Here is a 24,275-nt window from a genome sequence, read left to right as displayed (position 1 = left end):
ATTGGCAATGGCAGCCCAGATGGCAGCATTGAACATCGTATTCGAGGCGCCTGATAATGCAAAGGGACCGTGTCCCTCCAAGGTCCGGCCGATCGATCTGGTCCATCTCGCAAAGCAGACGATGGGCGACAAGACGCTGGAACTCGAAGTCCTTCAGATGTTTGCGCGCCAGGCCCGCGCGTGCCTTCAGGATATTGCCAGCGGCGAAACCATCCGTATCGGCGCAGCCGCGCATCGGCTGAAGGGCGCGGCAAGCTCGGTCGGCGCGTTCCGCGTGTCGCAGACGGCGGAAGCCGTCGAGGAGAACGGCGGCGATGCCGGCGCGACGGCAGCGCTCGGTGCCGCCGTCATCGACGCCGAGAATTTCATCCTGAAGCTCTGCCGCGGCTGATCTCTGAGTTTTATTCGATGCATGTCGTTGTCCCAAACCGCTACGTACTTTTGGGTGACGTGCATAAGATACCGTTCGAACGAGGCCCGTTGTTCCATTGCGGAACCGCGGGTCTTTTTGCGACGTCCCTGATGACGCTTTGAAGACGGCGGGCAAAGGCCCGATCTGCGACGCTATGGCGAATTTCCGCCATGTTGACTGACGCGTCGAATTGTCGGAAGAAAATCCGCCCACCCACTTGAAGACCGGAAATAGTCCTGATGCCCAAACTTACCATCGTCGCCTTCGACGGCACGCGCTTCGACCTCGACGTCGACCAAGGCTCCACCGTGATGGAGAATGCCGTGCGCAATTCGGTGCCCGGCATCGAGGCCGAATGCGGTGGCGCCTGCGCCTGCGCGACCTGTCATGTCTATGTTGACGAGGAGTGGACGGAGAAGGTCGGCCAGCCGGAAGCGATGGAAGAGGACATGCTCGACTTCGCCTTCGATGTGCGTCCGACCTCGCGGCTGTCCTGTCAGATCCGGATGAAGGCCGTCTATGACGGGCTCGTGGTGCACGTGCCGGAACGCCAGGCCTGAAGCACGCTGCGCTTCAAACGTCGCCAAAAAAATTCGATACAAAAAAAGACGCCTCGCGCGCTAGAGCGAGCGAGGCGAGGCGGGCGCATTACCTACGGATGAGGGAGGAACATCCGCGGCTTCGGAACGCGCCAGGAGAACCCAGCGATGAAAGTGCAGATGCCGTACCTGAACTTTCGAATGTGTTCATATTAACGCGTTCCGGTTGAGTCTGCCAGGATGAAAAATGACCATTCAATCGCTGGGGAGGGGGTAAGTTTCGCACAAGTTTCGTTATGCAGCTAAGGGTTTCCGCTCGCAACCAGACTGAAAAAGCCTTATTTTGCGCCGGCTCGACCATTGATTCGATTGTTCAGCAACCTCAGCATGCGCTTCTGGAAATTGACCGCCTCGACCCGGTCGAATCGCGCCTGCTGCCCGTCGTGCTCCTCTATACCGCGAGCTGATTCGCCGGAGACGAGTTCCTGCATGGCTTCGCAGCTGCGCTGCTGCGGCAGCGCGCGAATGGCGCGCTCCATGGCGCGGGCCTGGTCGCGAGCGATCTCGGCATGGCGCTCCTCGTGGCGCTTGATATCGCTCGACAGCGCGTCCCAGATCATCGACAGCTCCTTGCTGGCGCCCTTGCGGCTGCTCCAGCGCGGCAGGATGATCTGGGTGTGGACCGTGACCTTGACGTTGCCGACGCGGCAGCGCCCGTTATTCTGAATATAGGTTGCCTCGCCGCCGAAGCGGATCTTCGTAGCGCCGGGATGGCGTGCCGACGAACCGCTTGCCGTTGGGCCGCGCCGGCTGAGTTCGCGGTCGAGTTCATCCGCGGTTTTGCCGCGAATGTCGAAATAGGAATAGCTTTTCGATGCGATCACTTCGGCTGCCGACGGGCTGCAGAGAGAAAGAGCAATGGAAAAGGCGATGGGAACGACCATATAACGCACTGCAAGCGGCATTCTGAACGCAACCCGTGTTGAAATCGACAGGAGCTTGGGGCATAGCCACCGCAAGCGCAATATCGGATGGCGCTTTTTTCGTCCTCAATGGGATAAGTCTGGTGACAGGGCTCGAAGGCAGTATATGGCGTGTCGGCCATGGCCGGGAGATCGAACTCGGCCGTCGTTCGGTGATCATGGCGATCATCAACGTGACGCCGGACTCCTTTTCCGACGGCGGACGCTTTGAAACCGTCGATGCGGCGGTCGAACAGGCGCTGCGGGCGGTGAGCGAGGGTGCCGGCATCATTGATATCGGCGGCGAATCGACCCGGCCGAACGCAGCAACCGTCAGCCCTTCCGAGGAGCAGGCGCGTGTGCTACCCGTCATCGAGGCACTGCGCGGCCGCACCCAGGCGCTGATCTCGATCGACACTTATCGCGCCGAGACGGCGCGGCTTGCGATCAGTGCCGGCGCCCATATCGTCAACGACGTCTTCGGGCTGCAGAAGGAGCCCGATATCGCCGATATCGCTGCGGTGACCGGAGCCGGGCTCTGCATCATGCACACCGGCCGCGACAGGGCGAGGCTTCCCGATGTCATTGCCGACCAGGTGCATTTTCTCAAACGGTCGCTTGCGATCGCCGCTGCATCAGGCGTCAACAGCGACCGTATCGTGCTCGATCCGGGGTTCGGCTTCGCCAAGGAGACGGCGGAGGAGAATCTGGAACTGATGGCGCGGTTTTCCGAACTTTCCCGCTTCGGCTTGCCGCTGCTCGCCGGCACGTCGCGCAAGCGATTCCTCGGTACGGTGACGGGGCGTGAGGCCGAGGGGCGGGATGCGGCGACGGCTGCGACCAGCGCGCTGCTCAGGCTTAAAGGAGCTGCGGTTTTCCGCGTGCACAATGTCGCAATCAACAGGGACGCGCTCGATATCGCCGATGCTATGCTCAATGCGCGCCAGGAATTCGAGAGGAAGCGGCCGACATGACTACCTACACGATCACGCTGCAGAACTGCGCCTTCTTCGCGCGCCACGGCGTGCATGACGAGGAGGAATTCCTCGGCCAGCGCTTCTTCGTCGATGCCGAGCTCGATGTCGTCGCCGGCGAGGCGCTCGAAAGCGATTCGATCGACGATACCGTCAATTACGGCATCGCCTTCACCGTGATCGAGCAGATCGTCACCGGCAAGCGGCGCTACCTGATCGAGGCCCTGGCGCTCGATATCGCCAAGGGGCTCTGCGAGACATTCCCGCAGATCCGGCGGGCGAAGATCACGGTGCGCAAGCCGAACGCGCCGGTGCCCGGCGTGCTCGATTTCGTGCAGGTGAGCGTTGAACACTTTGCCTGAGGCCGCACTGCAATCCGCCACACTCGGCCTCGGCGGCAACATCGGCGACCCCGTGAAGGCGATGGCTGCGGCACTGCAGAAGCTGGACGGACGCAACGACTGCCGGGTTACGGCGGTCTCGCGGCTCTATCGCACGCCGCCCTGGGGCAAGACCGACCAATCGTTCTTCTTCAATGCCTGCGCCGCCGTCGAGACCAGGCTGGAGCCCGAGGCTTTGCTCGATGTCTGCCTGTCGATCGAACGGGAGATGAAACGCGAGCGCATCGAGCGCTGGGGTCCGCGCACGCTCGATATCGACGTGCTGACTTATGGCGACGTGATCCAGGACGCGCCGCGGCTGGAACTGCCGCATCCGCGCATGACCGATCGTGGTTTCGTGCTGATGCCGCTTGCCGATATCGCGCCGGGTCTTCTGGTCAGGGGCAGGGCGGTCAGTGACTGGCTAGGTGATGCCGAGGTGGCCGGCATCGAGATTGCCGACGACAGTCGCGACTGGTGGCTGAGCGCCTGAAGCAGGGAAACTGAAACGGAAAACGGCGGGAAACCCGCCGCTTCAGGAAAATCCGCAGTGCGGTTTGTCTACTGGATGGAACCGACTGCCATCTCGTCGACCTGGCGGGTCAACGTCAGGCCGATCACCGGGATCATCTGGCTTTCGACCTTGACCGAAACGGTGACGTTCATCGTCTTGTCGTCGCGCACGCGGGCGATCATCGCGCCGTTCAGCTTGGCGCGGTTGATGCCGACGACGACGGTATCCTCGCTGACGGCGCCAGAGACGACGTCAAGGCCCTTGCCGGCGGCGCCGTCGAGGAATTTGCCCTTGTAGCTCGAGCCCGACTGAGAGATGACGGCGGTCATCGGCTGCTTGAAGACGCCGACGCGGCAGGTGCCGTCGAGCTTGATGCCGGCGCTGCTGTCGCCAGTGGGCTCACCGATCAGGTTGCAGGTGAATTTTGTGCCCTTGTACTTGCCGGCGACGATTTCACCGGGGCCCTTCCAGGAGCCGGCAACGGAATCGAAGAAGGCCTTGTCACGGGTTGCAGCGGTGGCTGCCGGTGCGACATCTGCGACGGGAGACAATGCCGCGGCGGCCAAGCCGCATACGATGAGAAACTTGCGCGAATACATGGATTTTCCTTGGCAAACACCACTCACGAACTGGCTGCAAGTTTTGCCGAAGAATGGTTAATCCTTCCTTTCGATTGTGCCGAAATGCAAGGCAATATAGGGCTTTTGCGCCGCATTGATTTTAAAACATCGTCACTAGAGCCTTGAATCGACTGAAATTTCTTCAACATTACGCTAGGGCAAGCGAAATCTGCTTATTCGCTGCTTCGTTCAGGGATTGTTGCCGCGCGGCGACATCGAGGGGGTGAGATCGCCGATGAAATCACCGATTCCCGGCCGCTTCAGGGCGCGGAAGGCGAGCGGGCGGCAGAGATCCATCGCCGCGATTCCAATGCGGGCGGTCATCAGGCCGTTGATGACGCCTTCGCCCAGTCGTGCCGAGAGCTTCGAGGCCAGCCCGTGGCCGAGCACCTGCTGGACGAGGCTGTCGCCGACGGCAATCGAGCCCGTGACGGCCAGATGCGCCAGCACGTCACGCAGCAGACGGAACATGCCGAGCGTGCCGGGGCGGCCGCCGTAAAGCTCGGCCATGGCGCGGATGAGGCGCACGGCCTCATAGAGCACGTAGAGCAGGTCGACCACGGCGCGCGGGCTGACGGCGGTAACGATCGAGACGCGCTTCGAGGCGTTGACGATCAGGGCGCGGGCCTTGCGGTCGAGCGGAGCGAGCAGTTCCCGTTCGGCGAGTGCGATCAGATGCGGGGGATCGATGACCTCGCCCTCGGTCGCCTTCAGCGTCGCGCGCCCCTTCGCCGTCTCCGGATTAGCGGAAAGGAGCGTGGTAAGGCGTGCGACGACGGCGCGCGCCTTCACTGGTCGGGTTTCCAGCATCGCCGCGTCTGCCTCCGCCTTGATCGTCTGGACGGCGGCAAGGCGCAGCATGCCGACGGTCTCGCGGATGACGAGGGCCAGTACGGCGAGGATGCCGACTGCGAGCACGGCAAGGGCGGCATAGCCCAACCAATCGGCGCGGGTGAAGAGATCGCGGATCAGGCTATCGGTCCAGAGGCCGATGGCGAGCGACAGCAGGATGCCGAAGGCGCCGGCGGCGATCTTGCCGAAGGAGGTTCGCCGCTTGCGCGGCGCTGCAACGGGGACCGCGCTCAGATCCTTGTCGGGATTGAGGAAGGGATCGTCCCCATCAGGCGTCACGACGATGTTCTCGGAGAAGCTTTCCGGCTTGCGCCGCTTACTTCCTTGCCGGCCGTTGTTACGCCGCTCGGTGGCTTCGTCCTCGTAGATGAAGGCGGCGGGCGCGCGGCGCGGCGGATCGGACGGGGGCTTGCTCATGCGAGACGGTCTCCGAACAGGAACTGCATGGCACGGTCGAGGCGGATATGCGGCACCGACAGCTTGATGCCGCCGCCGGTTTCCTCAAGATGCGGCGGCCGGAACCTGACGACGTTGACATCGGGCAGCTGCAGGCCGGTCTCGGCCGAGGCGATGCGGTCAAACAGGCTTTCCGGATCCTCCGGCAGGTCGCCGGGGAAGATCGCGGTCTTTCTCTCCCCGTCGAAACGCTCGCCGGCGATGGTTTCGCCCTCCATCGGCGTGCCAACGATAACCGGCAGTTCATGGCCGTCACGTTTGACGGTCGCCTCGCGGGTGGCGCGCACGGAGGCAAGCGCCATGACGTCGATGCCGGCGCCGGCCATGCCGATGCGGTCGATGGCACGATCCACCAGGCGGCGGGTTAGCGCATCGAGCCGGTCGTGGCTTTCATGGTGAAGATGATCGGCCTTGGTGGCAGCGACCAGCACGCGGTCGATGCGGCGCCCGAGCAGGGAGGAGAGCAGCGAATTGGTGCCGGGGCGGAAACAGGCGAGCACGTCGGTCAGTGCGCGTTCCAGATCCTGCACGGCTTCGGGGCCGCGGTTCATCGCCTGCAGCGCATCGACCAGGACGATCTGGCGGTCGAGCCGGGCGAAATGCTCGCGGAAGAAAGGTTTGACGACGACCGATTTGTAAGCCTCGTAGCGCCGCTCCATCATCGTCCAGAGCGAGCCGCGGCCGGGACGGCCGTCCGGCGGCGGAGCCAGCGGCGCGAAGGTCAACGCCGGCGAGCCGTCGAGATCGCCGGGCAGAAGCAGGCGGCCAGGCGGCAGGGTGGAAAGCGAGCGTTCGTCGGCTTTGCAGGCTTTGAGATAATCGGCAAAAGCGGTGGCGAGGTCGCGGGCGACCATCTCGTCGGCGCCGGCCTGGATATCGGCGGCGCGCGTCAGCGCCAACCATGAGCGCGACAGCTCGGAGCGGACGCCGGTTTCGGCAAGCGCGATCGCCTCCGCGCTGAAGGTGCGGTATTCCTTGCCGAGCAGCGGCAGGTCGAGCAGCCATTCGCCGGGATAATCGACGATATCGATCGACAAGCGGCCAGGCGAAAACAACCGGTTCCAGCCGCTGGCGCTCTGGTAATCCAGCGTGATGCGCAGTTCCGATATGGCGCGGGTCGAATCCGGCCAGATACGGTCCTTCACCAGCGCGCGAATATGGTCCTCATACTGGAAGCGCGGCACGGCATCGTCGGGCTGCGGCTCCAGCCGCACCGCCGAAACGCGGCCGGATTGGACCGGCTCGAACAGCGGCAGGCGGCCGCCGTGCAGCAGATTGTGGACCAGCGAGGAGATGAAGACCGTCTTGCCGGAGCGGGAGAGGCCGGTGACGCCGAGCCGCACGGTTGGATTGACGAGGCCGCTCGCCCGGTCGGCGAGATTGTCGAAGGCGATGCGGGCGTCATCGGCAAAGGATGTCAGGCGTGGCGGCAAGGCGCGATTCCGGTTGGTGACTGCCGGCAATATAGGAAGGGTCCGCCGCCCGCAAAAGAAGAGCGGCGCGAAAGACTTTAGACGACGACGAAATCGGTGAGGCGCCAGGCGGTGGCGGAAGCGTCGTAATCGACGACGGCAAGGCCTGCCGTCGGGAAGCCGCCGGGAAGGGCGCGGACCATAGCCTCATGGCCGATCAGCACCTCCAACGCCTGCTCCATGGTTGGATTGTGGCCGACCAGCATGACGGCAGCCACCTCCTGCGAATCGACGATCTCGATATAGTTATCAACAGTGGCGTTGTAGAGCGCGTCGACATAACGAACCTCGAGCGAGAGGCCGATCGCCCTATACACCGCATCGGCCGTATCGCGGCAGCGAAGCGCCGTCGAACTGATCAGGAGATCAGGACGGTAGCCCTTGTCGGCGGCCTTGTCGGCGATGATCTCGGCATCGCCAAAGCCCTTTTCGTTCAGCGGCCTGTCGAAATCGCGCTGTCCTGGTTCGGCCCAGGCGGCCTCGGCATGACGCAGGAGATAGATGCGGTTGGGCGGAGGCAGCGGTACGGTCATGGGCAAATCCAGGATCGGGCAGGGTCTTTTCAGTAGCGGTTGCGATTGGCTGTCGTCAATCGCCAGCCATGTCGCAACTGCCCAAAACGTGGCTGACAACGCGGCGTTTTGAAGGCGAAGCAAAAACCGGCAGCCGGAATAACCATGACAAAATAGATTGTTAGCCGAAAATTGTAACAGATTTAAAAATCTGTTTACCTGTCGTATTTGGCTTGAATCGCGACTAGCGCTTGGGATATACAGCCGCCAGATGAGATGTTCTTCAGGAGAATCGCGTTGAGTGAGAAGATCGATCTTAGCAATTACGTTCCCTCGGAAGAGGAAGAGTTCATGAACGTAAACCAGCGTGCCTACTTCAGGACGAAGCTGGTTGCATGGAGAAACGATATCCTTAGAGAAGCGCGCGAGACACTCGACCATCTGGCCGAGGAAAGCGCAAACCATCCCGACCTCGCCGACCGAGCGTCGTCGGAAACAGACCGGGCGATCGAACTTCGCGCCCGTGACCGGCAGAGAAAGCTGATTTCCAAGATCGACGCAGCACTGCAGCGCATCGAAGACGGCACCTACGGCTATTGCGAGGAAACCGGCGAACCGATCGGCCTCAAGCGTCTCGACGCCCGCCCGATCGCGACATTGTCGATCGAGGCGCAGGAGCGTCACGAACGCCGCGAAAAGGTTTATCGCGACGAATGAGAGTTTTGATGCAGGCATCAGAGCAGAAAGGCGCCGCGATCCGATCGCGGTGCCTTTTACAATTACGGTGAGCTTCCGGTCGCCACAGACCTCCACCATTGCTCCCGGCCGGTCTCGGCGGCGAGGTCGACTGTAACCGTGGTGCCGTTCTTGATCCGCCGCCGCAAAACGTCGGCTCGATTCGAATCCGTCCGCAGCATGCCACCATCGTGAAGAGCCTGTAGCCGGGTGCGTGAAACTTGCAACTCGGACGCCAGCAGGCGGTCGAGGCGCGTGCTTGATGGAAACGGGACCATCAGTTCGATTTCCAGTCTCGTCCAATTGGCAATTTCCTGCTGCATCTCTTTTGCGATTTCAAATTCGGCAAACTCGTCGACATGCTGCGACTTGCGCCTGAGAGCCTCGAGGTTGAACGCTTCTGCCCGGATCCAATCCGGATCGTTGGACTGCAACGCCTCGAGGATTGCGGGATCGATGTCGCGAACATTGCGGCGCTCGAAGATCGGACGATTCCACGTCTTTTCGCAGGTCGAGCATTTGTAGATAAGCCAGGCATCGAGCTTGCGGCCATTGGCGTTGAGCCGGATCTTGTCACTGCATCGGAAAGCTCTGAGGCCCCCGCAGCCGCTGCATACAATCCAGGGCTGGGGCGCTGTTTTCGGCAGAATGGTCCATCGGACCCGAAGGGTATTGCACATATCGTGTTGGCCTTCCGTTCGGAAGTCCACCAGGATGATGCGTGAGAAAGCCCTTGCGGGCGCGGTGTGGCGATGTTCTGGGCGGCGGAAGAGCTGAGACAGCGGAGCTGCACATGGCACATGTCAACAATGCCAAACCGGTCTCTCGCCACCACCCGATGAACATGTTCATACGCCGTCAGCGTGTCGCTGTCCGGAAGTACGGGTGAAACTGGAGTGAGACCGGTATTTACTTAGGCAAAGTATGACCTCGATGCGCCAACGCTCTTCAACCGGAGCGATACCAAATTATCAGCACAGGATGGAGTCCCCTGACACATCGGGAACTGAAAGTCGCCGCATTGCGGCTTTTATGCAACTTGGTGATGAAGAAAGTCGGACGTGCGTTTCCGCTCACTTGTCGCCCCCGGTCACTTGTCGCCCCGGTCACTTGTCGCGCCCAGTCACTTGTCGCGGTTGACGCTCATCTCGCCGAAGATGCGGGCAACTTCCTTTTGCAGATCGGTATCGGCGCCGGTGATCGGGGCCATTTCCGGATCGCGGCGCGGCAGATTTCCGGGTTGCGGCGCTCCGGGCCGGGGCGCCTGGTTTGCCGGCGCCGGCACGATGCGTTCGGCAGTCAGATTGTTCGACATTTCCTGTTCCAGCACCCGCTGGAAATCAAGACGGCTCGCTGCTGCCGACTGCGCAGCCGAATCGTCTTCGGCGCTACCTGGTGCGGCGCGTGCGGCCGCCGGCATTTCCTTGACAGGCGGGGCGGAGACCTCGGGCTCGATGCGCTGCTGCGGCAGCACGCGCTGGCGGGCGGCATCGAGGATCTCGGCGGCACTTGAGGTATCGTGAAACGGTGCGGGCTGCGCGGCTGCGGGAGCGGCGGGACGCTCCAGCGGGCGCGGCTGGGGCAGGACGGCACGCAGAGGATTGTCGCGTTCGGCCGACAGCGGAGCTGTCACGGGCTCTGCCGGAAGGGGGCTCGTGACCACCGGCGGTGCCACGGCCGGCTGGGCCGGCGGTTGGGCCGATGATTCTGGGCGCGGGCGCGGCTCTGGAGAAACCGGCGCGGAGAAAGTGGGCTCGGCGGCCGGCTCGACACGGGCTGCGACCGGCGGGCGCGGTGGCGAGACCGGCGGTGTTTCGGGCCGCGCGACAGCTATCGGACGCTGCTCGACGGGTTGCGGACGGATGGCGCTGTCCGGCTGCTCGGCCGCTGCCGGCAGGATGCGGCTTTCGATGACGATATCGCTCGGGCCGCCGATCATGATCAGGTGCTCGACATCGTCGCGGCGCACCAGCACCAGCCGGCGACGGGCATCGACGGCTGCGGCATCCAGCACTTGCAGGCGTGGCTGGCGGTTGCGGCCGCCGCGCACGAAGGGCGAGGGCGCCCGGCTGCGGATCACCCAGAGCACGATGATGAGCAGGAGAAGCGCCAGGCCGACGCCACCGGCCGCAAGCAGGAAACGGCTGCCATAAGCTCCGACAACATCATCCAACATAGTCACTCACTCCATTTCGTATTCGGCACATATTGACGACTTTTCCGTTCCCTAGGCAAGGGCCGCCGGTGCTGTCCAGTCACGGGAGAACGCGATTTCGTGTTCCGCTGCTTGGCACCCGGCGACCTTGCGCACGGGTGGCAGCGTTGGGCTTCTGGGGCAGATGGCGCTGTTGCCTGTGAATTCAAGCAGTCTTGCCGGCTAGCGGTGTTTTTGCCGACGCGGCAAATTGCTAAGAAGGAAAGAGTGCCTGATTCCTGCTTCGTGTTCGTGCTACGAAGCGGGAGGGCTTATGTGAGGAATACATGACGAAACCGCGTCAGGCCGACGACTATAACGCACCGCTTGTGGATCGTGGGGGGCGTTCTGGCACGGTCTTGCGCATTCTTGTGCTGGCGCTCGTGCTGATCGCGGCTGCCGGCGCCTTCGTCTTCTTCAAAAAATCGCTCGACAACGAGGTCGTGCTTGGCGGTCTCGGCGTGCTCGCCATGGTCGGCATCTTCTTCCTGGTGTCTTCGGTCATCGGCTTCATCGAGGTGATGCCGCAGCACCAGTCCGACAGCCTGGCGCGCGCCTTCCTCAACAGCCATCCCGACGGTACGCTGATCACCGACGAAAAAGGCCGGATCATCTATGCCAATGCCGCCTATGGCGCGCTGACCGGCGCGCGCAAAGGGACCGAGGTGCAGACGCTGGAAACGCTGCTGTCGCGCCACCGCGAATCCAACGAGGCGCTCTACAGGCTGGTCAACGGCCTGCGCGAGGGCAAGGAAGGCCGGGAGGAATTTCGCCTGCTGCGCGCCGTCGGGCCTGGCAGCAACAGCTCCGGCGCGCATTGGTACCGGCTGAAGGCGCGGCTGCTGCAGCCGGAGGAAAACGGCGGCAAGCCCCTGCAGATCTGGCAGATCACCGATATCACCACGGAGCGCGACGACCAGGAGCGCTTCTTCAAGGAATTGCAGAACGCGATCGACTATCTCGACCATGCGCCGGCCGGCTTCTTTTCCGCCGGCAGGAAGGGCGAGATCTTCTACCTGAATGCGACGCTTGCCGAATGGCTGGGCCTCGACCTCACCAAGTTCGTGCCGGGCTCGATGACGATCGGCGACGTCGTGGCCGGCGAGGGACTGGCGCTGATCCAGTCGGTGCAGGCCGAACCGGGCCTGAAGAAGACCGTGACGCTCGATCTCGACCTGCGCAAGAGCAACGGCCAGAGCCTGCCTGTACAAATCATTCATAGCGTTACCTCGATGCGCGACGGCGCACCGGGCGAAAGCCGGACGATCGTGCTGGCGCGTGAAAAGAGCGATGCCGGCGGCCAGTCCGCTTCGGCCGCCGCCATGCGCTTCACACGCTTCTTCAACAACACGCCGATGGCGATTGCCTCGGTCGACGGCAGCGGGCGCATCCTGCGGACCAACGCGCCGTTCCTGAAGATGTTCTCCGGCGTCGTCTCGCGCGACGATCTCGAAAAGGCGCCGCATCTTGAAACCATCGTGCAGGAGAGCGACCGGCCGCAGCTGGCCGCGGCGCTGGCGGCGGCCAAGGACCGGCAGGGTGACATCGCGCCCCTCGACACCCGCACACCGACCGACGAGGCGCGCTATTTCCGCTTCTATGTCAATGCCGTCATCGACCAGAGCGACGAGGCGCCAGAGGAGGCGGCGATCGTTTATGCCGTCGAGGTGACCGAGCAGAAGGCGCTGGAAGCGCAGATGGCGCAGACGCAGAAGATGAATGCCGTGGGAACGCTCGCCGGCGGCATCGCGCATGATTTCAACAACGTGCTGACGGCGATCCTGCTTTCCTCCGACCATCTGCTGCTGCAGGCGCGGCCGGCCGATGCCAGCTTCGCCGACCTGATAGAGATCAAGCGCAACGCCAACCGCGCCGCCGTGTTGGTGCGCCAGTTGCTCGCCTTCTCGCGCAAGCAGACGATGCGGCCCTCGGTGCTGAACCTGACCGATGTCGTCGGCGACCTGCGCATGCTGGTCGACCGGCTGCTTTCCGGCACCAACGTCAAGCTCGACGTGCAATATGGCCGCGACCTCTGGCCAGTGAAAACAGATCTTTCGCAATTCGAGCAGGTGCTGATCAATCTCTGCGTCAATGCGCGCGACGCAATGCCCGAAGGTGGCACGCTGACGCTGCGCACCCGCAATCTGACTGCCGCCGAGGTCTCGGCCTTCAATTACTCCTACATGCCGGCAGAGGACATGGTGCTGGTCGAAGTCGCCGACAACGGCACCGGTATCGCACCGGAGATAATGGACAAGATCTTCGAGCCGTTCTTCACGACCAAGGATGTCGGCAAGGGCACCGGGCTTGGCCTCGCCATGGTCTACGGCATCGTCAAACAGTCGGGCGGCTACATCCAGCCGGAATCCGAAGTCGGCAAGGGCACGACCTTCCGCGTCTTCCTGCCGCGCCACATTCCGGAGCCGGCGGTGGCCGCCGAAGCGGGCTCGATCGACGGCGCCATCGCCGGGGCCGAAGTGGTGCCGCTGCCGGTATCGCCGCAGCAGCCGGAGGACCTGACGGGATCGGCCGTCATCCTTCTCGTCGAGGACGAGGAGGCGGTGCGCCGCGGCGGCAAGCGCATGCTGGAAACGCGCGGCTATACCGTGCACGAGGCGGGCTCGGGCGTCGAGGCGCTGAGCATCTTGGAAGAACTCGACGGCAAGGTCGATATCGTCGTTTCCGACGTCGTGATGCCCGAAATGGACGGTCCGACGCTGCTGCGCGAGCTGCGCAAGACCTATCCCGACATGAAGTTCATCTTCGTTTCCGGTTATGCCGAAGATGCCTTTGCCCGCAACCTGCCGCCGGAGGCGAAATTCGGCTTCCTGCCGAAGCCGTTTTCGCTGAAGCAGCTTGCTGTTGTGGTGAAGGAGACGTTGGACGGGTGAGGGAGGGTTGTCGGAGGGTGAGCGTGGGCGTTGTGCCGTGTCAGCCCCCTTCTGCCCTGCCGGGCATCTCCCCCACAGGTGGGGAGATCACAAGGGGCGAACGCTTTCCATCACATCAACGTTTCTCCGAGCTGCAATGGAAACTTGGTTGGGGAAGCCGGTGCTTCCTGCCAATCTCCCCACCCGTGGGGGAGATGCCCGGCAGGGCAGAGGGGGCTTGCCTGGCACCGCCGGCGGCCCGTAGTCCTTACTCGCCCAGCGCCACCGCGATTTCAGCAGCAAGCCGCGCGTTGTTTTCGACGAGCGCGATGTTAGTCTTCAGGCTCTGGCCATCCGTCAGGTCGAAGATGGTCGAGAGCAGATAGGGCGTCACGGCCTTGCCGGTGATTTCGTCGCGCTCGGCGCTGTCGAGTGCCCGCTCGATATAGATTTCCATCTCCTCACGCGCGATTTCGTCGGCCTCGGGCACGGGGTTGGCGACGAGCATGCCGCCATCGATGCCGAGCTGCTCGCGCACCGTCTGGAAATTGGCGATCGCGGCCGGGCTGTTCAGCGACAGTGGGCTTGGGATGCCGGAGGAGCGCGACCAGAAGGCGGGGAATTCCTCGCTCTCATAGGTGACGACGGGCACGCCGCGGGTTTCCAGCACTTCCAGCGTTTTCGGAATGTCGAGGATCGCCTTGGCGCCGGCGCAGACGACGATGACGCCGGTGCGGGCGAGTTCCTCGAGATCGGCTGATATATCGAAACTTTCCTCGGCGCCGCGATGTACGCCGCCGATGCCGCCTGTGGCAAAGACACGGATGCCGGCGCGCGCCGCCGCAATCATCGTCGCCGCGACCGTGGTGGCGCCGGTGCGGCGCTCGGCGATGGCGAAGGCGAGATCGGCGCGCGACACCTTCATCACTTCGGTCGCCTTGGCGAGTTGCTCCAGTTCCGCGGCTTCAAGGCCGATATGCAGCGTGCCGTGAATGACGGCGATCGTTGCCGGCACCGCACCCTGTTCGCGAATAATCGCCTCGACGCTGCGGGCCATCTCGATATTGCCGGGATAGGGCATGCCGTGGGTGATGATCGTCGATTCCAGCGCCACCAGCGGCGCGCCGCGCTGCTTGGCGCTGGCGACTTCCTTCGAATAAGCGATCGGCAAAAGAGGGGAGACGGGCTTGGTCATGGTCTTGTCCTGTGATCGACAGAGCATGATGCCGAAGGTGTGAGCGGCTTTCGGACAACATCATGCTCAACTATAGTTAGCCGCTTCAATGCAGAATTCTGACCTTGGGAACAAGGGCGAGCACCTCATTCAGCAGATCGGGCGTCAGATTTTCGTTGACGGCGTGCTGCGACTGCACGGTCAGTATGGCGGCCGCAGTGCCGTGGCGGACGGCTTCTTCGAGCGGCAGGCCTGATATCAAGGCAGCGAGTGTGCCGGCAGCAAGAGAATCGCCGGCACCCGTGACATCGGCGACGGTGTCGGCGATCGGCGGCTGCAGCGTCACGGCGCTGCCATCGCAAAACGCGACGAGCTCGCGCCGGCCGCGGGTGACGACGGCGTTCCTGATGCCGATCTCGTTCAGCAACGGCGGCCAGCCCGCAGCCTCTTCCGGCCGCTCACCGGCAAGGGCGGCAGCTTCAGCCTCATTCAGAAACAGGTAGTCGATATCTCCGATGCAGGGCTTCAGCCTGACGACCTTGGCCGGCGAGATGGCAATTGCCGCAACGGGCTTGTCTAGCGAGCGTGCCTTGGCGACGATCGCCGCGATCGTCTCTTCCGGCAGGTTGGCGTCGAAGAGGATGAAATCATGCGCGGCGAAGGCCTCCCGCACCCAGCGGATGGAGAGACGTCGCGGCACGAAGAAGCGGTAAAGATCCATGTCGGCGAGGGCGATCACCAGATTGCCGTCCTTCTCGATGATCGCCGTGTAGCTCGGCGTCTTGCGGTCCAGGAAGACGAAGGGCCGGTCGTCGATGCCGGCGAAATCGGCAGCTTCTCCGACCGTCTCGCCCATCGGATCGCCGCCGCGCGGCGAGATCATCGTCACCTGAAAACCGAGCCTCGCCAAGTTGCGCGCCGCATTGAAGCCACCGCCGCCCGGTTCCTCGAACCAGGTGCCGGGATTGCTGGCGCCAGGCGCCGTCTCACCGGAGATGCGGCCGCGCCGGTCGACATGGGCGCCGCCGAGAACAAGAATCTTTTTCTTCATCCGATCCGCTCTCCCGATGCCCGAAGGACGAATCGATACGGTGCGCCACGTCGCGGTTGAGTCGACACTTTTGGCCTAAGCCGTTGCTTTTCATTGATAAAACAAATGCAGAACACGTGTCGTTTTACCTTTTTCTTTCAACTGTTTGATCGCCTATTGCGAGATTGGAACAAATAGGGTACAAACTCGACATTGCTTGAGCGGCTTCAATAACCTAAAGGTGGATCGGATGTCTCAGAATTCATTGCGGCTGGTAGAGGACAAATCGGTGGACAAAAGCAAGGCGCTTGAAGCGGCACTCTCACAGATAGAGCGGTCGTTCGGCAAGGGCTCGATCATGAAACTCGGCTCCAACGAGAATGTTGTCGAGATCGAGACGATCTCGACCGGCTCGCTTGGCCTCGATATTGCACTCGGCGTTGGTGGCCTGCCGAGGGGCCGCATCATCGAAATCTACGGGCCGGAAAGCTCCGGCAAGACGACGCTTGCACTACAGACGATTGCCGAAGCGCAGAAGAAGGGTGGCATCTGCGCCTTCGTCGATGCCGAACATGCGCTCGATCCCGTCTATGCCCGCAAGCTTGGCGTCGACCTGCAGAACCTTCTGATCTCGCAGCCCGATACCGGCGAGCAAGCGCTCGAAATCACCGATACGCTGGTGCGCTCCGGCGCCGTCGACGTTCTCGTCGTTGACTCGGTCGCCGCACTGACGCCGCGTGCCGAAATCGAGGGCGAGATGGGCGATAGCCTTCCCGGTCTTCAGGCGCGCCTGATGAGCCAGGCGCTGCGCAAGCTCACCGCTTCGATCTCCAAGTCGAACACCATGGTTATCTTCATCAACCAGATCCGCATGAAGATCGGCGTCATGTTCGGTTCGCCTGAGACGACGACGGGCGGCAATGCGCTGAAATTCTATGCCTCCGTGCGCCTCGACATCCGCCGCATCGGCGCGGTCAAGGAACGTGAAGAGGTGATCGGCAACCAGACCCGCGTCAAGGTCGTCAAGAACAAGATGGCGCCGCCCTTCAAGCAGGTCGAGTTCGACATCATGTATGGCGAGGGTGTTTCCAAGACCGGCGAACTGGTCGATCTCGGCGTCAAGGCCGGCATCGTCGAGAAGTCAGGCGCCTGGTTCTCCTATAACAGCCAGCGTCTCGGCCAGGGCCGTGAAAACGCCAAAACCTTCCTGCGCGACAATCCGGATCTCGCCCGCGAGATCGAACTGTCGCTGCGCCAGAATGCCGGCCTGATCGCCGACCGCTTCCTGCAGAATGGCGGACCGGACCCGGATGACGGCGATGGCGATGCCACTGCGGAAATGTAATTTTCGCGCTTGAACTCATCGGACAGTTCCAACCGGCCGCATTCCTGATGAGAATGCGGCCGGTTTTGTTTGTCTGCTGGACAGTGGCGGGGGCGAACGTTAAAAGCCGATGGATTTAAATTTACCTGCCTCGGGCAGCATTGAAGGGCATAGCATGAGCGGCGTGAACGATATCCGGTCGACCTTCCTCGACTATTTCAAGAAGAACGGCCATGAGATCGTTCCGTCGAGCCCGCTCGTGCCGCGCAACGACCCGACGCTGATGTTCACCAATGCCGGCATGGTGCAGTTCAAGAACGTCTTCACCGGCCTCGAAAAGCGTCCCTATTCGACGGCGACGACGTCGCAGAAATGTGTGCGCGCCGGCGGCAAGCACAACGACCTCGACAATGTCGGCTATACCGCACGCCACCTGACCTTCTTCGAGATGCTCGGCAACTTCTCCTTCGGTGACTATTTCAAGGAGAATGCGATCGAGCTTGCCTGGAAGCTCGTCACCGAAGGCTTCGACCTTCCGAAGAACCGCCTGCTGGTAACCGTCTATTCCGAGGACGAAGAAGCAGCAGCGCTTTGGAAGAAGATCGCCGGCTTTTCCGACGACAAGATCATCCGCATCCCGACCTCTGACAATTTCTGGCAGATGGGCGATACCGGCCCCTGCGGCCCGTGCTCGGAAATCTTCATCGACCAGGGTGAGAATGTTTGGGGGGGGCCTCCAGGCTCCCCGGAAGAAGATGGCGACCGGTTCCTGGAATTCTGGAATCTCGTCTTCATGCAGTTCGAACAGACCGAGCCTGGCGTTCGCAACCCGCTGCCCCGCCCGTCGATCGACACCGGCATGGGTCTGGAGCGCATGGCCTGTATTCTCCAGGGCGTCCAGAGCGTGTTCGATACCGACCTCTTCCGCACGCTGACCGGCACCATCGAGGATACGATAGGCGTCAAGGCGGAGGGCAGCGCCAGCCACCGTGTCATCGCCGACCACCTGCGCTCCTCTGCCTTCCTGATTGCTGACGGCGTGTTGCCTTCAAATGAAGGCCGCGGCTATGTGCTGCGCCGTATCATGCGCCGCGCCATGCGCCATGCGCAGCTTCTCGGCGCCAAAGAACCGCTGATGTACAAGCTGCTGCCGACGCTGGTGCAGCAGATGGGTCGCGCCTATCCGGAACTGGTGCGTGCCGAGCCGCTGATATCCGAAACGCTGAAACTCGAGGAAAACCGCTTCCGCAAGACGCTGGAGCGCGGCCTGTCGCTTCTCTCCGACGCGACTGCGGACCTTGCCAAGGGCGACATGCTTGATGGCGAGACCGCCTTCAAGCTCTACGATACCTATGGTTTCCCGCTCGACCTGACGCAGGATGCGCTGCGCGCCCGCGAGATCGGCGTCGACATCTCCGGCTTCACCGATGCGATGCAGCGCCAGAAGGCGGAAGCCCGCTCGCATTGGGCCGGTTCAGGCGAAAAGGCGACCGAGACCATCTGGTTCGAGCTCAAGGAAAAGCACGGCGCGACCGAATTCCTGGGTTACGACACTGAGACGGCTGAAGGCGTGGTGCAGGCGATCGTTAGGGACGGCGCTGTTGCGGCCCAAGCCATGGCCGGCGACAAGGTACAGATCGTCGTCAGCCAGACGCCGTTCTACGGCGAATCCGGCGGCCAGATGGGCGATACAGGCGTGATCTCGTCCGATCACGGCAAGATCGAGATTTCAGACACGCAGAAGAGGGGCGAAGGCCTGTTCGTGCATCAGGGTACTGTCATCGACGGTGTGGTCGAGGACGGCGACGCGGTTGTGCTTACGGTCGATCATGCCCGTCGTTCGCGGCTGCGCGCCAACCACTCGGCGACCCACCTGCTGCATGAGGCGCTACGCGAGGTGCTCGGCACGCATGTGGCGCAGAAGGGGTCGCTGGTCGCGCCCGAGCGCCTGCGCTTCGACGTTTCGCATCCGAAGCCGATGTCGGCCGAGGAGCTGAAGATCGTCGAGGATATGGCAAACGAGATCGTGCTGCAGAATTCGCCGGTTACCACGAGGTTGATGAGCGTCGATGATGCGATCGCTGAAGGCGCGATGGCGCTGTTCGGCGAAAAATACGGCGATGAAGTCCGGGTTGTCGCGATGGGCGAGGGTGTACGCGGCGCCAAGGCCGGCAAGCCCTATTCGATCGAACTCTGTGGCGGCACCCATGTCGGAGCCACCGGCCAGATCGGCCTGATCCGCGTTCTCGGCGAAAATGCCGTCGGCGCCGGCGTTCGCCGTATCGAGGCCGTCACCGGCGAATCGGCGCGCGAATATCTGGCCGAACAGGACGAGCGCGTGAAGACGCTTGCCGCCTCGCTGAAGGTGCAGCCGGGCGAAGTGCTGTCACGTGTCGAAGCGTTGATTGACGAGCGCCGCAAGCTCGAAAAGGAATTGGCCGACGCCAAGCGCAAACTCGCCATGGGCGGCGGGCAGGGCGGCTCGGCCGATGCCGTGCGTGAAGTCGCCGGCGTCAAGTTCCTCGGCAAAGCGATTTCGGGCGTCGATCCCAAGGATTTGAAGGGACTTGCCGATGACGGCAAGACCAGCATCGGCTCCGGCGTCGTTGCTCTCGTCGGCGTTTCAGAGGATGGCAAGGCAAGTGCGGTCGTGGCCGTCACGCCCGATCTCGTCGATCGCTTCAGCGCCGTTGATCTGGTGCGTGTCGCTTCTGCCGCGCTTGGCGGCAAGGGCGGCGGCGGCCGCCCGGACATGGCACAGGCTGGCGGCCCTGACGGCGCCAAGGCCGACGAAGCAATCGAAGCGGTGGCGGTGGCACTCGCCGGCTGACCTGTCGGGTACGTCGGCTCGCCTCCCTCATTCCTGTGCTCGTCACAGGAATCCAGTGCGCCCAAGTCCTTGGGCGCGAAGGACTCTTTCTCTTTAGCTACTGATTCATTCACGGCGCGGACGCGCCGTGGCTGGATTCCTGTGACAAGCACAGGAATGAGGGAGGAGAGGCAGTGAGCCCGCATATAGCGACGCTTTCCTCTGCCGCTTAGCGGGTCGATGGCGTAGCGTTGGCCTCCGGAGCTAGCAAGTCAGCAGGATTTGTCAAATCGGGATATGGTTCTCTCAAGCCGATCGATTTGCACGAGGTTCCGACATGAATGGCGAAACGGCATGGGCACTTTATGAAAACCGTCTGAGACGGGTTTCGGCCTATATTCACGACCACCTCGACGAAGAGTTGGATATGGAGCGCCTTGCCGAGATCGCCTGCATGTCGAGCTATCACTGGCACAGGATCTACCGGGCGATTTACGGCGAGACGCTGGCGGCCACCGTCAAGCGGCTCAGGCTGCATCGCGCGGCGGGCGAGATCGTCCGCACCGAGCTTGCCGTCAGCGAAATTGCGAAGCGATCAGGCTATCCCAATCTCCAATCCTTCAATCGTATCTTCAAGTCGGTCTACGGCATGCCGCCGGCCCGCTACCGGAAAGAGGGAAGCCACACAGCCTTTGAACCCTCACCTAACGGAAAGACCAAAGCCATGTTAGACATTACCATACGCGAGATCGGGCCGATCGAGGTGATCGGCGTTGCCCATACCGGTTCCTACATGCAGATCGACAAGGCCTTCGAGACGCTGTTCGGCACGCTTTACGCCCGCGGCCTCGCCAAGCCCGACATGCGGATGATTGGCATCTATCTCGACGATCCCGATCTTGTTCCGGAAGAAAAGTTGCGCTCGATCGCCTGCGTCACCGGCGCTGCCGAAATGCCGGCGGCGGCACCCTTCGAGCGGCGCACGATCGACGGCGGCGATTATGCGGTGCTGCGCCACAAGGGTCCCTATGCCGACATGTCCAAGTCCTATCAGTGGCTCTTTGCCGAATGGCTGCCGAAATCCGGCCGGCAGTTGAAGGACAGGGTCATGTTCGAGGAATATCTCAACAATCCGCGCGAGGTGCCGCCGACCGAGCTTCTGACGGACATTCACATGCCGCTTGTCTAAAGTCGTCGGTCGGGGGCGCGGCGGATCCGCCGCGCCTTTGAAACTCAAGCGGCCTGCATGGTCTTGATGGCTTCGTCATCAAGGGCGTTGGCCCGCTTGTAGGCCTCACGCTGGCTGATGCGGCCGACATAGTCGAGGAAGGCCTGGCGTCTTTCGATGCCGCCGAATCCGATGCCCCAGCCGATATGGGAGCCGACATAGACGTCGGCGGCGGTGAAGCGCTCGCCGGCGATGTAGGTCGAAGCGGAGACGGCTTTCTCCAATGTGTCCATGACGTCGTCGAAACCGCCGCAGCCGGCCATGCGCAGGCGTTCCTTCGGAATTTCGAAGCCGAGAGCCTTCATCGTCACCGCCGATTCGAGCGGACCGGCGGCAAAAAACATCCAGCGGTAATAGCGGGCGCGCTCCTCCGGTCTCGGCGCCAGCGCCCTTTCGGGGAAGGTTTCGGCCAGATAGGCGCAGATCGCCGCGCATTCGGTGACGACGGTGTCGCCGTGGCGGATTGCCGGCACCTTGCCCATCGGATTGACCGCGAGATATTCCGGCGCCTTCATGGTTTCGCCGAAGGTCAGGAATTCGGTGCGATAGGGCTGGCCGATCTCCTCCAGCATCCAGCGCGCGATGCGGCCGCGCGACATTGGGTTCGTATAGAATACCAGTTCCTCGGTCATGAAATCCTCCTCGTGTTCCGGTTATTCCATCCCACGGAATCAATAGGGCAGCGATGTCTGCCTGCAAGCCCCAATCGTCAGAGCGGCTTGCGATATTGGATGAAGCCGGAGCGCTCGGCGATGCTGTCATAGAGCCGGCGGGCCGTTGCATTGGTCTCGTGGGTCATCCAATAGAGCCTGCCTGCGCCGTTGGCGCGGGCGAGGTCGGCGACGGCCTCGATCAAAGCGGCACCGGTACCGAGCCCGCGCTGGCTGTGGTCGACATAGAGATCCTGCAGGTAGCAGGTCCATTGCGGCAGCCAGCAGGAACGGTGAAAGATGGCATGGACGATGCCGACGAGACGGCCGTCTTCGTCGAAGGCGCCGAGCGCATGCATCGGTTCGTCAGGATCGTGGAAGCGAGCCCAGGTGAGATCCGTGGTTTCGGGCGGGATGACCACTTCGTAGAAGCGCTGATAGGCCTCCCAAAGGGGTTCCCAAGCGGCTCGGTCAAAGGGTTCGAGCGGTCGCAGGATGGCCGTCATCGGTTCATTCTCCCAAAATGAAAACGGCGGGGAAATCCCCGCCGCTTCGATGTTATCTCGGAAAGGCCGGCTTACGCCATGGCCTTCTGCAGGTTCTGATCGATCTTGTCGAGGAAGGCGGTGGTGGAGAGCCACGGCTGATCGGGGCCAATGAGCAGCGCCAGGTCCTTGGTCATGAAGCCGGATTCGACGGTGTCGACGCAGACCTTTTCCAGCGTTGCGGCGAAGCGGGCAAGCTCGGCATTGTCGTCGAGCTTGGCGCGATGCGCCAGGCCACGGGTCCAGGCGAAGATCGAGGCGATCGAGTTCGTCGAGGTTTCCTGGCCCTTCTGATGCTGGCGGTAGTGACGGGTGACCGTGCCGTGCGCGGCTTCGGCTTCGACCGTCTTGCCGTCGGGCGTGAGCAGAACCGAGGTCATCAGGCCGAGAGAGCCGAAGCCCTGGGCGACGGTATCGGACTGGACGTCGCCGTCATAGTTCTTGCAGGCCCAGACGTAGCCGCCAGACCACTTGAGCGCCGAGGCGACCATGTCGTCGATCAGACGGTGTTCGTAGGTGATGTTTGCTTCCTTGAACTGATCCTTGAATTCGGTCTCGTAGACTTCCTCGAAGATGTCCTTGAAGCGGCCGTCATAGGCCTTGAGGATGGTGTTCTTGGTTGACAGATAGACCGGCCACTTGCGCATCAGGCCGTACATCATCGAAGCGCGGGCAAATTCGCGGATCGATTCGTCGAGGTTGTACATGGCCATGGCAACGCCGGCGCCCGGTGCGTTGAAGACTTCCTTCTCGATGACGGTGCCGTCTTCGCCGACGAACTTGATCGTCAGCTTGCCCTTGCCGGGGAACTTGAAATCGGTGGCGCGGTACTGGTCGCCGAAGGCGTGACGGCCGACGACGATCGGCTTGGTCCAGCCGGGAACCAGGCGCGGCACATTCTTGCAGATGATCGGCTCGCGGAAGATGACGCCGCCGAGGATGTTGCGGATCGTGCCGTTCGGGCTCTTCCACATTTCCTTGAGGTTGAATTCCTTGACGCGGGCTTCATCCGGCGTGATCGTCGCGCACTTGATGCCGACGCCGTACTTCTTGATGGCGTTGGCGGCATCGACGGTCACCTGGTCGTTGGTGGCGTCGCGGTTTTCGACGGACAGGTCGAAATAGTCGATGTCGAGGTCGAGATACGGATGGATCAGCTTATCCTTGATGAGCTGCCAGATGATGCGCGTCATTTCATCGCCGTCGAGATCGGCGACGGGATTGGCGACCTTGATCTTGTTCATGTATCTGCCTCGTTCGAGCTTGAATGGGGACGGAGTCCCGGGTGGGTGATGTGATGAGGAGCGCTATAGCATTGTGAACCGGGAACGCAAAGCTGCAAGGGGTTCGACAATGCGTTTTTGCCGGCATTGCCAGGCGCTGAAATTTAGCTAATGTCCGCCTCGATCTACCGCTCCGGACATTCGACCATGAAGACAATCGCCGTTGTTATCGCATGCCTTATCGCCTTTTCGGGCGCCAGCCATGCTGGCGCCGACATCGGTGATGCCGCTGACATCACCGCTCCCGTGAAGGAGATCATGGATGCGACCAGGAGCAACTGGGCCGACAATAACAGCGACTGGACCGACATCTTCGACGCGAGCCGGCTTGATCATCTCTACAGCCGCGATTTCGTCGCGAAATACCAGGCGGCGGCGCAGTTTCCCGCCGTCGACGACGATGGCATTTCGCCCTTCGACTACGACGTCATCGTCAATGGCCAGGATGCCTGCCCGCTGGAGGATTTGACGATGGTGGCAGCGCCTGTGGTCGACGGCGTGGCCGAGGTGACCGTGCGCTTCAAGAAATCCGCCTGTTCGCATGCGCCCGATGCCAAGGATTATACGACCGTTCGTTTCGAGGTGGTCGAGGAAGGCGGCAAGCCCGTCATCGACGATATCGTCACCGAGAATATCGAAACGCAGGCGCGCGATTCCCTGAAGACAACGATGGCGCTGATTGCCAAGGGCCAATAGGCGCGGGACGTTCAAGAGCATCGAGATTCGATCTCGGGCGGTTT

At 62.3% G+C, this 24,275-nt stretch carries 24 protein-coding genes; 12 read left to right on the top strand and 12 right to left on the bottom strand.

What is annotated here, in order from left to right:
• Positions 1-7: 7 nt before the first annotated feature.
• Both G9X68_RS12725 and G9X68_RS12720 read left to right on the top strand, forming a co-directional pair.
• Positions 8-391, top strand: a complete 384-nt coding sequence (locus tag G9X68_RS12725; protein WP_003540152.1) for an Hpt domain-containing protein — start codon at positions 8-10, stop codon at positions 389-391.
• A gap of 260 nt (positions 392-651) precedes the next feature.
• A complete protein-coding gene (locus tag G9X68_RS12720; RefSeq protein WP_003540151.1) occupies positions 652-972 on the top strand; it encodes a 2Fe-2S iron-sulfur cluster-binding protein in 321 nt (106 codons plus the stop codon).
• Positions 973-1,289: 317 nt separating this feature from the next.
• Here the strand turns inward: G9X68_RS12720 and G9X68_RS12715 are convergent, their stop codons facing one another.
• On the bottom strand, positions 1,290-1,916 hold the full coding sequence (locus G9X68_RS12715) for a DUF922 domain-containing Zn-dependent protease (RefSeq protein ID WP_171602646.1): 627 nt from the start codon (positions 1,914-1,916) through the stop codon (positions 1,290-1,292).
• A gap of 101 nt (positions 1,917-2,017) precedes the next feature.
• Between G9X68_RS12715 and folP the strand changes: the two genes are divergently transcribed.
• The 3 genes from folP to folK are packed head-to-tail and all read left to right on the top strand — an operon-like array spanning position 2,018 to position 3,760.
• On the top strand, positions 2,018-2,887 hold the full coding sequence (folP, locus tag G9X68_RS12710) for a dihydropteroate synthase (RefSeq protein WP_171602645.1): 870 nt from the start codon (positions 2,018-2,020) through the stop codon (positions 2,885-2,887).
• Entirely contained in the window at positions 2,884-3,249 is a 366-nt protein-coding gene (gene folB, locus G9X68_RS12705) for a dihydroneopterin aldolase (protein WP_171602644.1), read from the top strand. Before folP ends, folB begins: the two co-directional genes overlap by 4 nt.
• A complete protein-coding gene (folK, locus tag G9X68_RS12700; RefSeq protein WP_171603064.1) occupies positions 3,242-3,760 on the top strand; it encodes a 2-amino-4-hydroxy-6-hydroxymethyldihydropteridine diphosphokinase in 519 nt (172 codons plus the stop codon). Before folB ends, folK begins: the two co-directional genes overlap by 8 nt.
• A 68-nt stretch (positions 3,761-3,828) precedes the next feature.
• Here the strand turns inward: folK and G9X68_RS12695 are convergent, their stop codons facing one another.
• A complete protein-coding gene (locus tag G9X68_RS12695; protein ID WP_003540146.1) occupies positions 3,829-4,380 on the bottom strand; it encodes a hypothetical protein in 552 nt (183 codons plus the stop codon).
• A 9-nt stretch (positions 4,381-4,389) separates the two neighbouring features.
• Here G9X68_RS12695 and G9X68_RS12690 point away from each other — a divergent pair, with 9 nt between their 5' ends.
• Positions 4,390-4,527 carry a hypothetical protein gene (locus tag G9X68_RS12690; RefSeq protein ID WP_171602643.1) on the top strand — a complete coding sequence of 46 codons (138 nt, stop codon included), beginning with the start codon at positions 4,390-4,392 and terminating at the stop codon, positions 4,525-4,527.
• 63 nt (positions 4,528-4,590) lie between these two features.
• On the opposite strand, the gene G9X68_RS12685 is transcribed toward G9X68_RS12690, so the two are convergent.
• From G9X68_RS12685 to G9X68_RS12675, 3 genes are all read right to left on the bottom strand, one after another.
• Positions 4,591-5,670 carry a YcjF family protein gene (locus tag G9X68_RS12685; protein ID WP_171602642.1) on the bottom strand — a complete coding sequence of 360 codons (1,080 nt, stop codon included), beginning with the start codon at positions 5,668-5,670 and terminating at the stop codon, positions 4,591-4,593.
• The gene (locus tag G9X68_RS12680; protein WP_171602641.1) at positions 5,667-7,142 is read right to left on the bottom strand and encodes a YcjX family GTP-binding protein; all 1,476 of its coding nucleotides are present in this window, start codon (positions 7,140-7,142) and stop codon (positions 5,667-5,669) included. Before G9X68_RS12680 ends, G9X68_RS12685 begins: the two co-directional genes overlap by 4 nt.
• 77 nt (positions 7,143-7,219) lie before the next feature.
• Positions 7,220-7,714, bottom strand: a complete 495-nt coding sequence (locus G9X68_RS12675) for a SixA phosphatase family protein (RefSeq protein WP_171602640.1) — start codon at positions 7,712-7,714, stop codon at positions 7,220-7,222.
• Positions 7,715-7,990: 276 nt separating this feature from the next.
• On the opposite strand from G9X68_RS12675, the gene dksA reads away from it, so the two are divergent.
• Positions 7,991-8,410 (top strand): RNA polymerase-binding protein DksA, encoded by a 420-nt coding sequence (gene dksA, locus G9X68_RS12670; protein ID WP_003569003.1) that lies wholly within the window; start codon positions 7,991-7,993, stop codon positions 8,408-8,410.
• Positions 8,411-8,472: 62 nt separating this feature from the next.
• Here the strand turns inward: dksA and G9X68_RS12665 are convergent, their stop codons facing one another.
• Positions 8,473-9,108: a DUF1062 domain-containing protein gene (locus G9X68_RS12665; protein WP_171602639.1), complete on the bottom strand. Its 636-nt coding sequence runs from the start codon at positions 9,106-9,108 to the stop codon at positions 8,473-8,475.
• 443 nt (positions 9,109-9,551) lie between these two features.
• A complete protein-coding gene (locus tag G9X68_RS12660) occupies positions 9,552-10,610 on the bottom strand; it encodes a flagellar biosynthetic protein FliO (protein ID WP_171602638.1) in 1,059 nt (352 codons plus the stop codon).
• A 299-nt stretch (positions 10,611-10,909) separates the two neighbouring features.
• On the opposite strand from G9X68_RS12660, the gene cckA reads away from it, so the two are divergent.
• Positions 10,910-13,513: a cell cycle histidine kinase CckA gene (gene cckA / locus G9X68_RS12655; protein WP_171602637.1), complete on the top strand. Its 2,604-nt coding sequence runs from the start codon at positions 10,910-10,912 to the stop codon at positions 13,511-13,513.
• A gap of 247 nt (positions 13,514-13,760) precedes the next feature.
• On the opposite strand, the gene G9X68_RS12650 is transcribed toward cckA, so the two are convergent.
• The gene (locus tag G9X68_RS12650; RefSeq protein WP_171602636.1) at positions 13,761-14,687 is read right to left on the bottom strand and encodes a pseudouridine-5'-phosphate glycosidase; all 927 of its coding nucleotides are present in this window, start codon (positions 14,685-14,687) and stop codon (positions 13,761-13,763) included.
• Between the two features lie 85 nt (positions 14,688-14,772).
• Entirely contained in the window at positions 14,773-15,717 is a 945-nt protein-coding gene (locus tag G9X68_RS12645; RefSeq protein ID WP_171602635.1) for a carbohydrate kinase family protein, read from the bottom strand.
• 229 nt (positions 15,718-15,946) lie between these two features.
• Between G9X68_RS12645 and recA the strand changes: the two genes are divergently transcribed.
• From recA to G9X68_RS12630, 3 genes are all read left to right on the top strand, one after another.
• Positions 15,947-17,041, top strand: coding sequence for a recombinase RecA (gene recA / locus G9X68_RS12640; RefSeq protein ID WP_003540131.1), 1,095 nt, complete (start codon positions 15,947-15,949; stop codon positions 17,039-17,041).
• A gap of 154 nt (positions 17,042-17,195) precedes the next feature.
• Positions 17,196-19,850, top strand: coding sequence for an alanine--tRNA ligase (gene alaS / locus G9X68_RS12635; RefSeq protein ID WP_171602634.1), 2,655 nt, complete (start codon positions 17,196-17,198; stop codon positions 19,848-19,850).
• Positions 19,851-20,166: 316 nt separating this feature from the next.
• Positions 20,167-21,018, top strand: a complete 852-nt coding sequence (locus tag G9X68_RS12630; protein WP_171602633.1) for an AraC family transcriptional regulator — start codon at positions 20,167-20,169, stop codon at positions 21,016-21,018.
• A 44-nt stretch (positions 21,019-21,062) separates the two neighbouring features.
• On the opposite strand, the gene G9X68_RS12625 is transcribed toward G9X68_RS12630, so the two are convergent.
• The 3 genes from G9X68_RS12625 to G9X68_RS12615 all read right to left on the bottom strand — a co-directional run bounded on the left by G9X68_RS12625 (position 21,063) and on the right by G9X68_RS12615 (position 23,496).
• Positions 21,063-21,689 carry a glutathione S-transferase family protein gene (locus G9X68_RS12625; protein ID WP_171602632.1) on the bottom strand — a complete coding sequence of 209 codons (627 nt, stop codon included), beginning with the start codon at positions 21,687-21,689 and terminating at the stop codon, positions 21,063-21,065.
• Positions 21,690-21,766: 77 nt separating this feature from the next.
• Positions 21,767-22,213, bottom strand: a complete 447-nt coding sequence (locus G9X68_RS12620) for a GNAT family N-acetyltransferase (RefSeq protein WP_171602631.1) — start codon at positions 22,211-22,213, stop codon at positions 21,767-21,769.
• 71 nt (positions 22,214-22,284) lie between these two features.
• The gene (locus tag G9X68_RS12615) at positions 22,285-23,496 is read right to left on the bottom strand and encodes an NADP-dependent isocitrate dehydrogenase (protein WP_094085842.1); all 1,212 of its coding nucleotides are present in this window, start codon (positions 23,494-23,496) and stop codon (positions 22,285-22,287) included.
• Positions 23,497-23,682: 186 nt separating this feature from the next.
• On the opposite strand from G9X68_RS12615, the gene G9X68_RS12610 reads away from it, so the two are divergent.
• Positions 23,683-24,231, top strand: coding sequence for a hypothetical protein (locus tag G9X68_RS12610; RefSeq protein ID WP_171602630.1), 549 nt, complete (start codon positions 23,683-23,685; stop codon positions 24,229-24,231).
• The last annotated feature ends 44 nt before the right edge of the window (positions 24,232-24,275 follow it).

It is taken from the genome of Rhizobium changzhiense (assembly GCF_013087625.1).
Lineage (GTDB): Bacteria > Pseudomonadota > Alphaproteobacteria > Rhizobiales > Rhizobiaceae > Rhizobium > Rhizobium sophorae.
The sequence above is the reverse complement of the archived record's forward strand: the minus strand, read 5'-3'. Positions and strand labels throughout refer to the sequence as shown.

Excerpts from the sequence above, each read along its gene's own strand:
- G9X68_RS12645 (WP_171602635.1), bottom strand. The coding sequence starts at position 15,717 with ATGAAGAAAAAGATTCTTGTTCTCGGCGGCGCCCATGTCGACCGGCGC.
- G9X68_RS12675 (WP_171602640.1), bottom strand. The coding sequence starts at position 7,714 with ATGACCGTACCGCTGCCTCCGCCCAACCGCATCTATCTCCTGCGTCAT.
- recA (WP_003540131.1), top strand. The coding sequence starts at position 15,947 with ATGTCTCAGAATTCATTGCGGCTGGTAGAGGACAAATCGGTGGACAAA.
- G9X68_RS12715 (WP_171602646.1), bottom strand. The coding sequence starts at position 1,916 with ATGCCGCTTGCAGTGCGTTATATGGTCGTTCCCATCGCCTTTTCCATT.
- G9X68_RS12665 (WP_171602639.1), bottom strand. The coding sequence starts at position 9,108 with ATGTGCAATACCCTTCGGGTCCGATGGACCATTCTGCCGAAAACAGCG.
- alaS (WP_171602634.1), top strand. The coding sequence starts at position 17,196 with ATGAGCGGCGTGAACGATATCCGGTCGACCTTCCTCGACTATTTCAAG.
- G9X68_RS12725 (WP_003540152.1), top strand. The coding sequence starts at position 8 with ATGGCAGCCCAGATGGCAGCATTGAACATCGTATTCGAGGCGCCTGAT.
- G9X68_RS12620 (WP_171602631.1), bottom strand. The coding sequence starts at position 22,213 with ATGACGGCCATCCTGCGACCGCTCGAACCCTTTGACCGAGCCGCTTGG.
- folB (WP_171602644.1), top strand. The coding sequence starts at position 2,884 with ATGACTACCTACACGATCACGCTGCAGAACTGCGCCTTCTTCGCGCGC.
- G9X68_RS12615 (WP_094085842.1), bottom strand. The coding sequence starts at position 23,496 with ATGAACAAGATCAAGGTCGCCAATCCCGTCGCCGATCTCGACGGCGAT.
- G9X68_RS12695 (WP_003540146.1), bottom strand. The coding sequence starts at position 4,380 with ATGTATTCGCGCAAGTTTCTCATCGTATGCGGCTTGGCCGCCGCGGCA.
- cckA (WP_171602637.1), top strand. The coding sequence starts at position 10,910 with ATGACGAAACCGCGTCAGGCCGACGACTATAACGCACCGCTTGTGGAT.
- G9X68_RS12625 (WP_171602632.1), bottom strand. The coding sequence starts at position 21,689 with ATGACCGAGGAACTGGTATTCTATACGAACCCAATGTCGCGCGGCCGC.
- G9X68_RS12630 (WP_171602633.1), top strand. The coding sequence starts at position 20,167 with ATGAATGGCGAAACGGCATGGGCACTTTATGAAAACCGTCTGAGACGG.
- G9X68_RS12720 (WP_003540151.1), top strand. The coding sequence starts at position 652 with ATGCCCAAACTTACCATCGTCGCCTTCGACGGCACGCGCTTCGACCTC.
- G9X68_RS12610 (WP_171602630.1), top strand. The coding sequence starts at position 23,683 with ATGAAGACAATCGCCGTTGTTATCGCATGCCTTATCGCCTTTTCGGGC.
- G9X68_RS12650 (WP_171602636.1), bottom strand. The coding sequence starts at position 14,687 with ATGACCAAGCCCGTCTCCCCTCTTTTGCCGATCGCTTATTCGAAGGAA.
- G9X68_RS12685 (WP_171602642.1), bottom strand. The coding sequence starts at position 5,670 with ATGAGCAAGCCCCCGTCCGATCCGCCGCGCCGCGCGCCCGCCGCCTTC.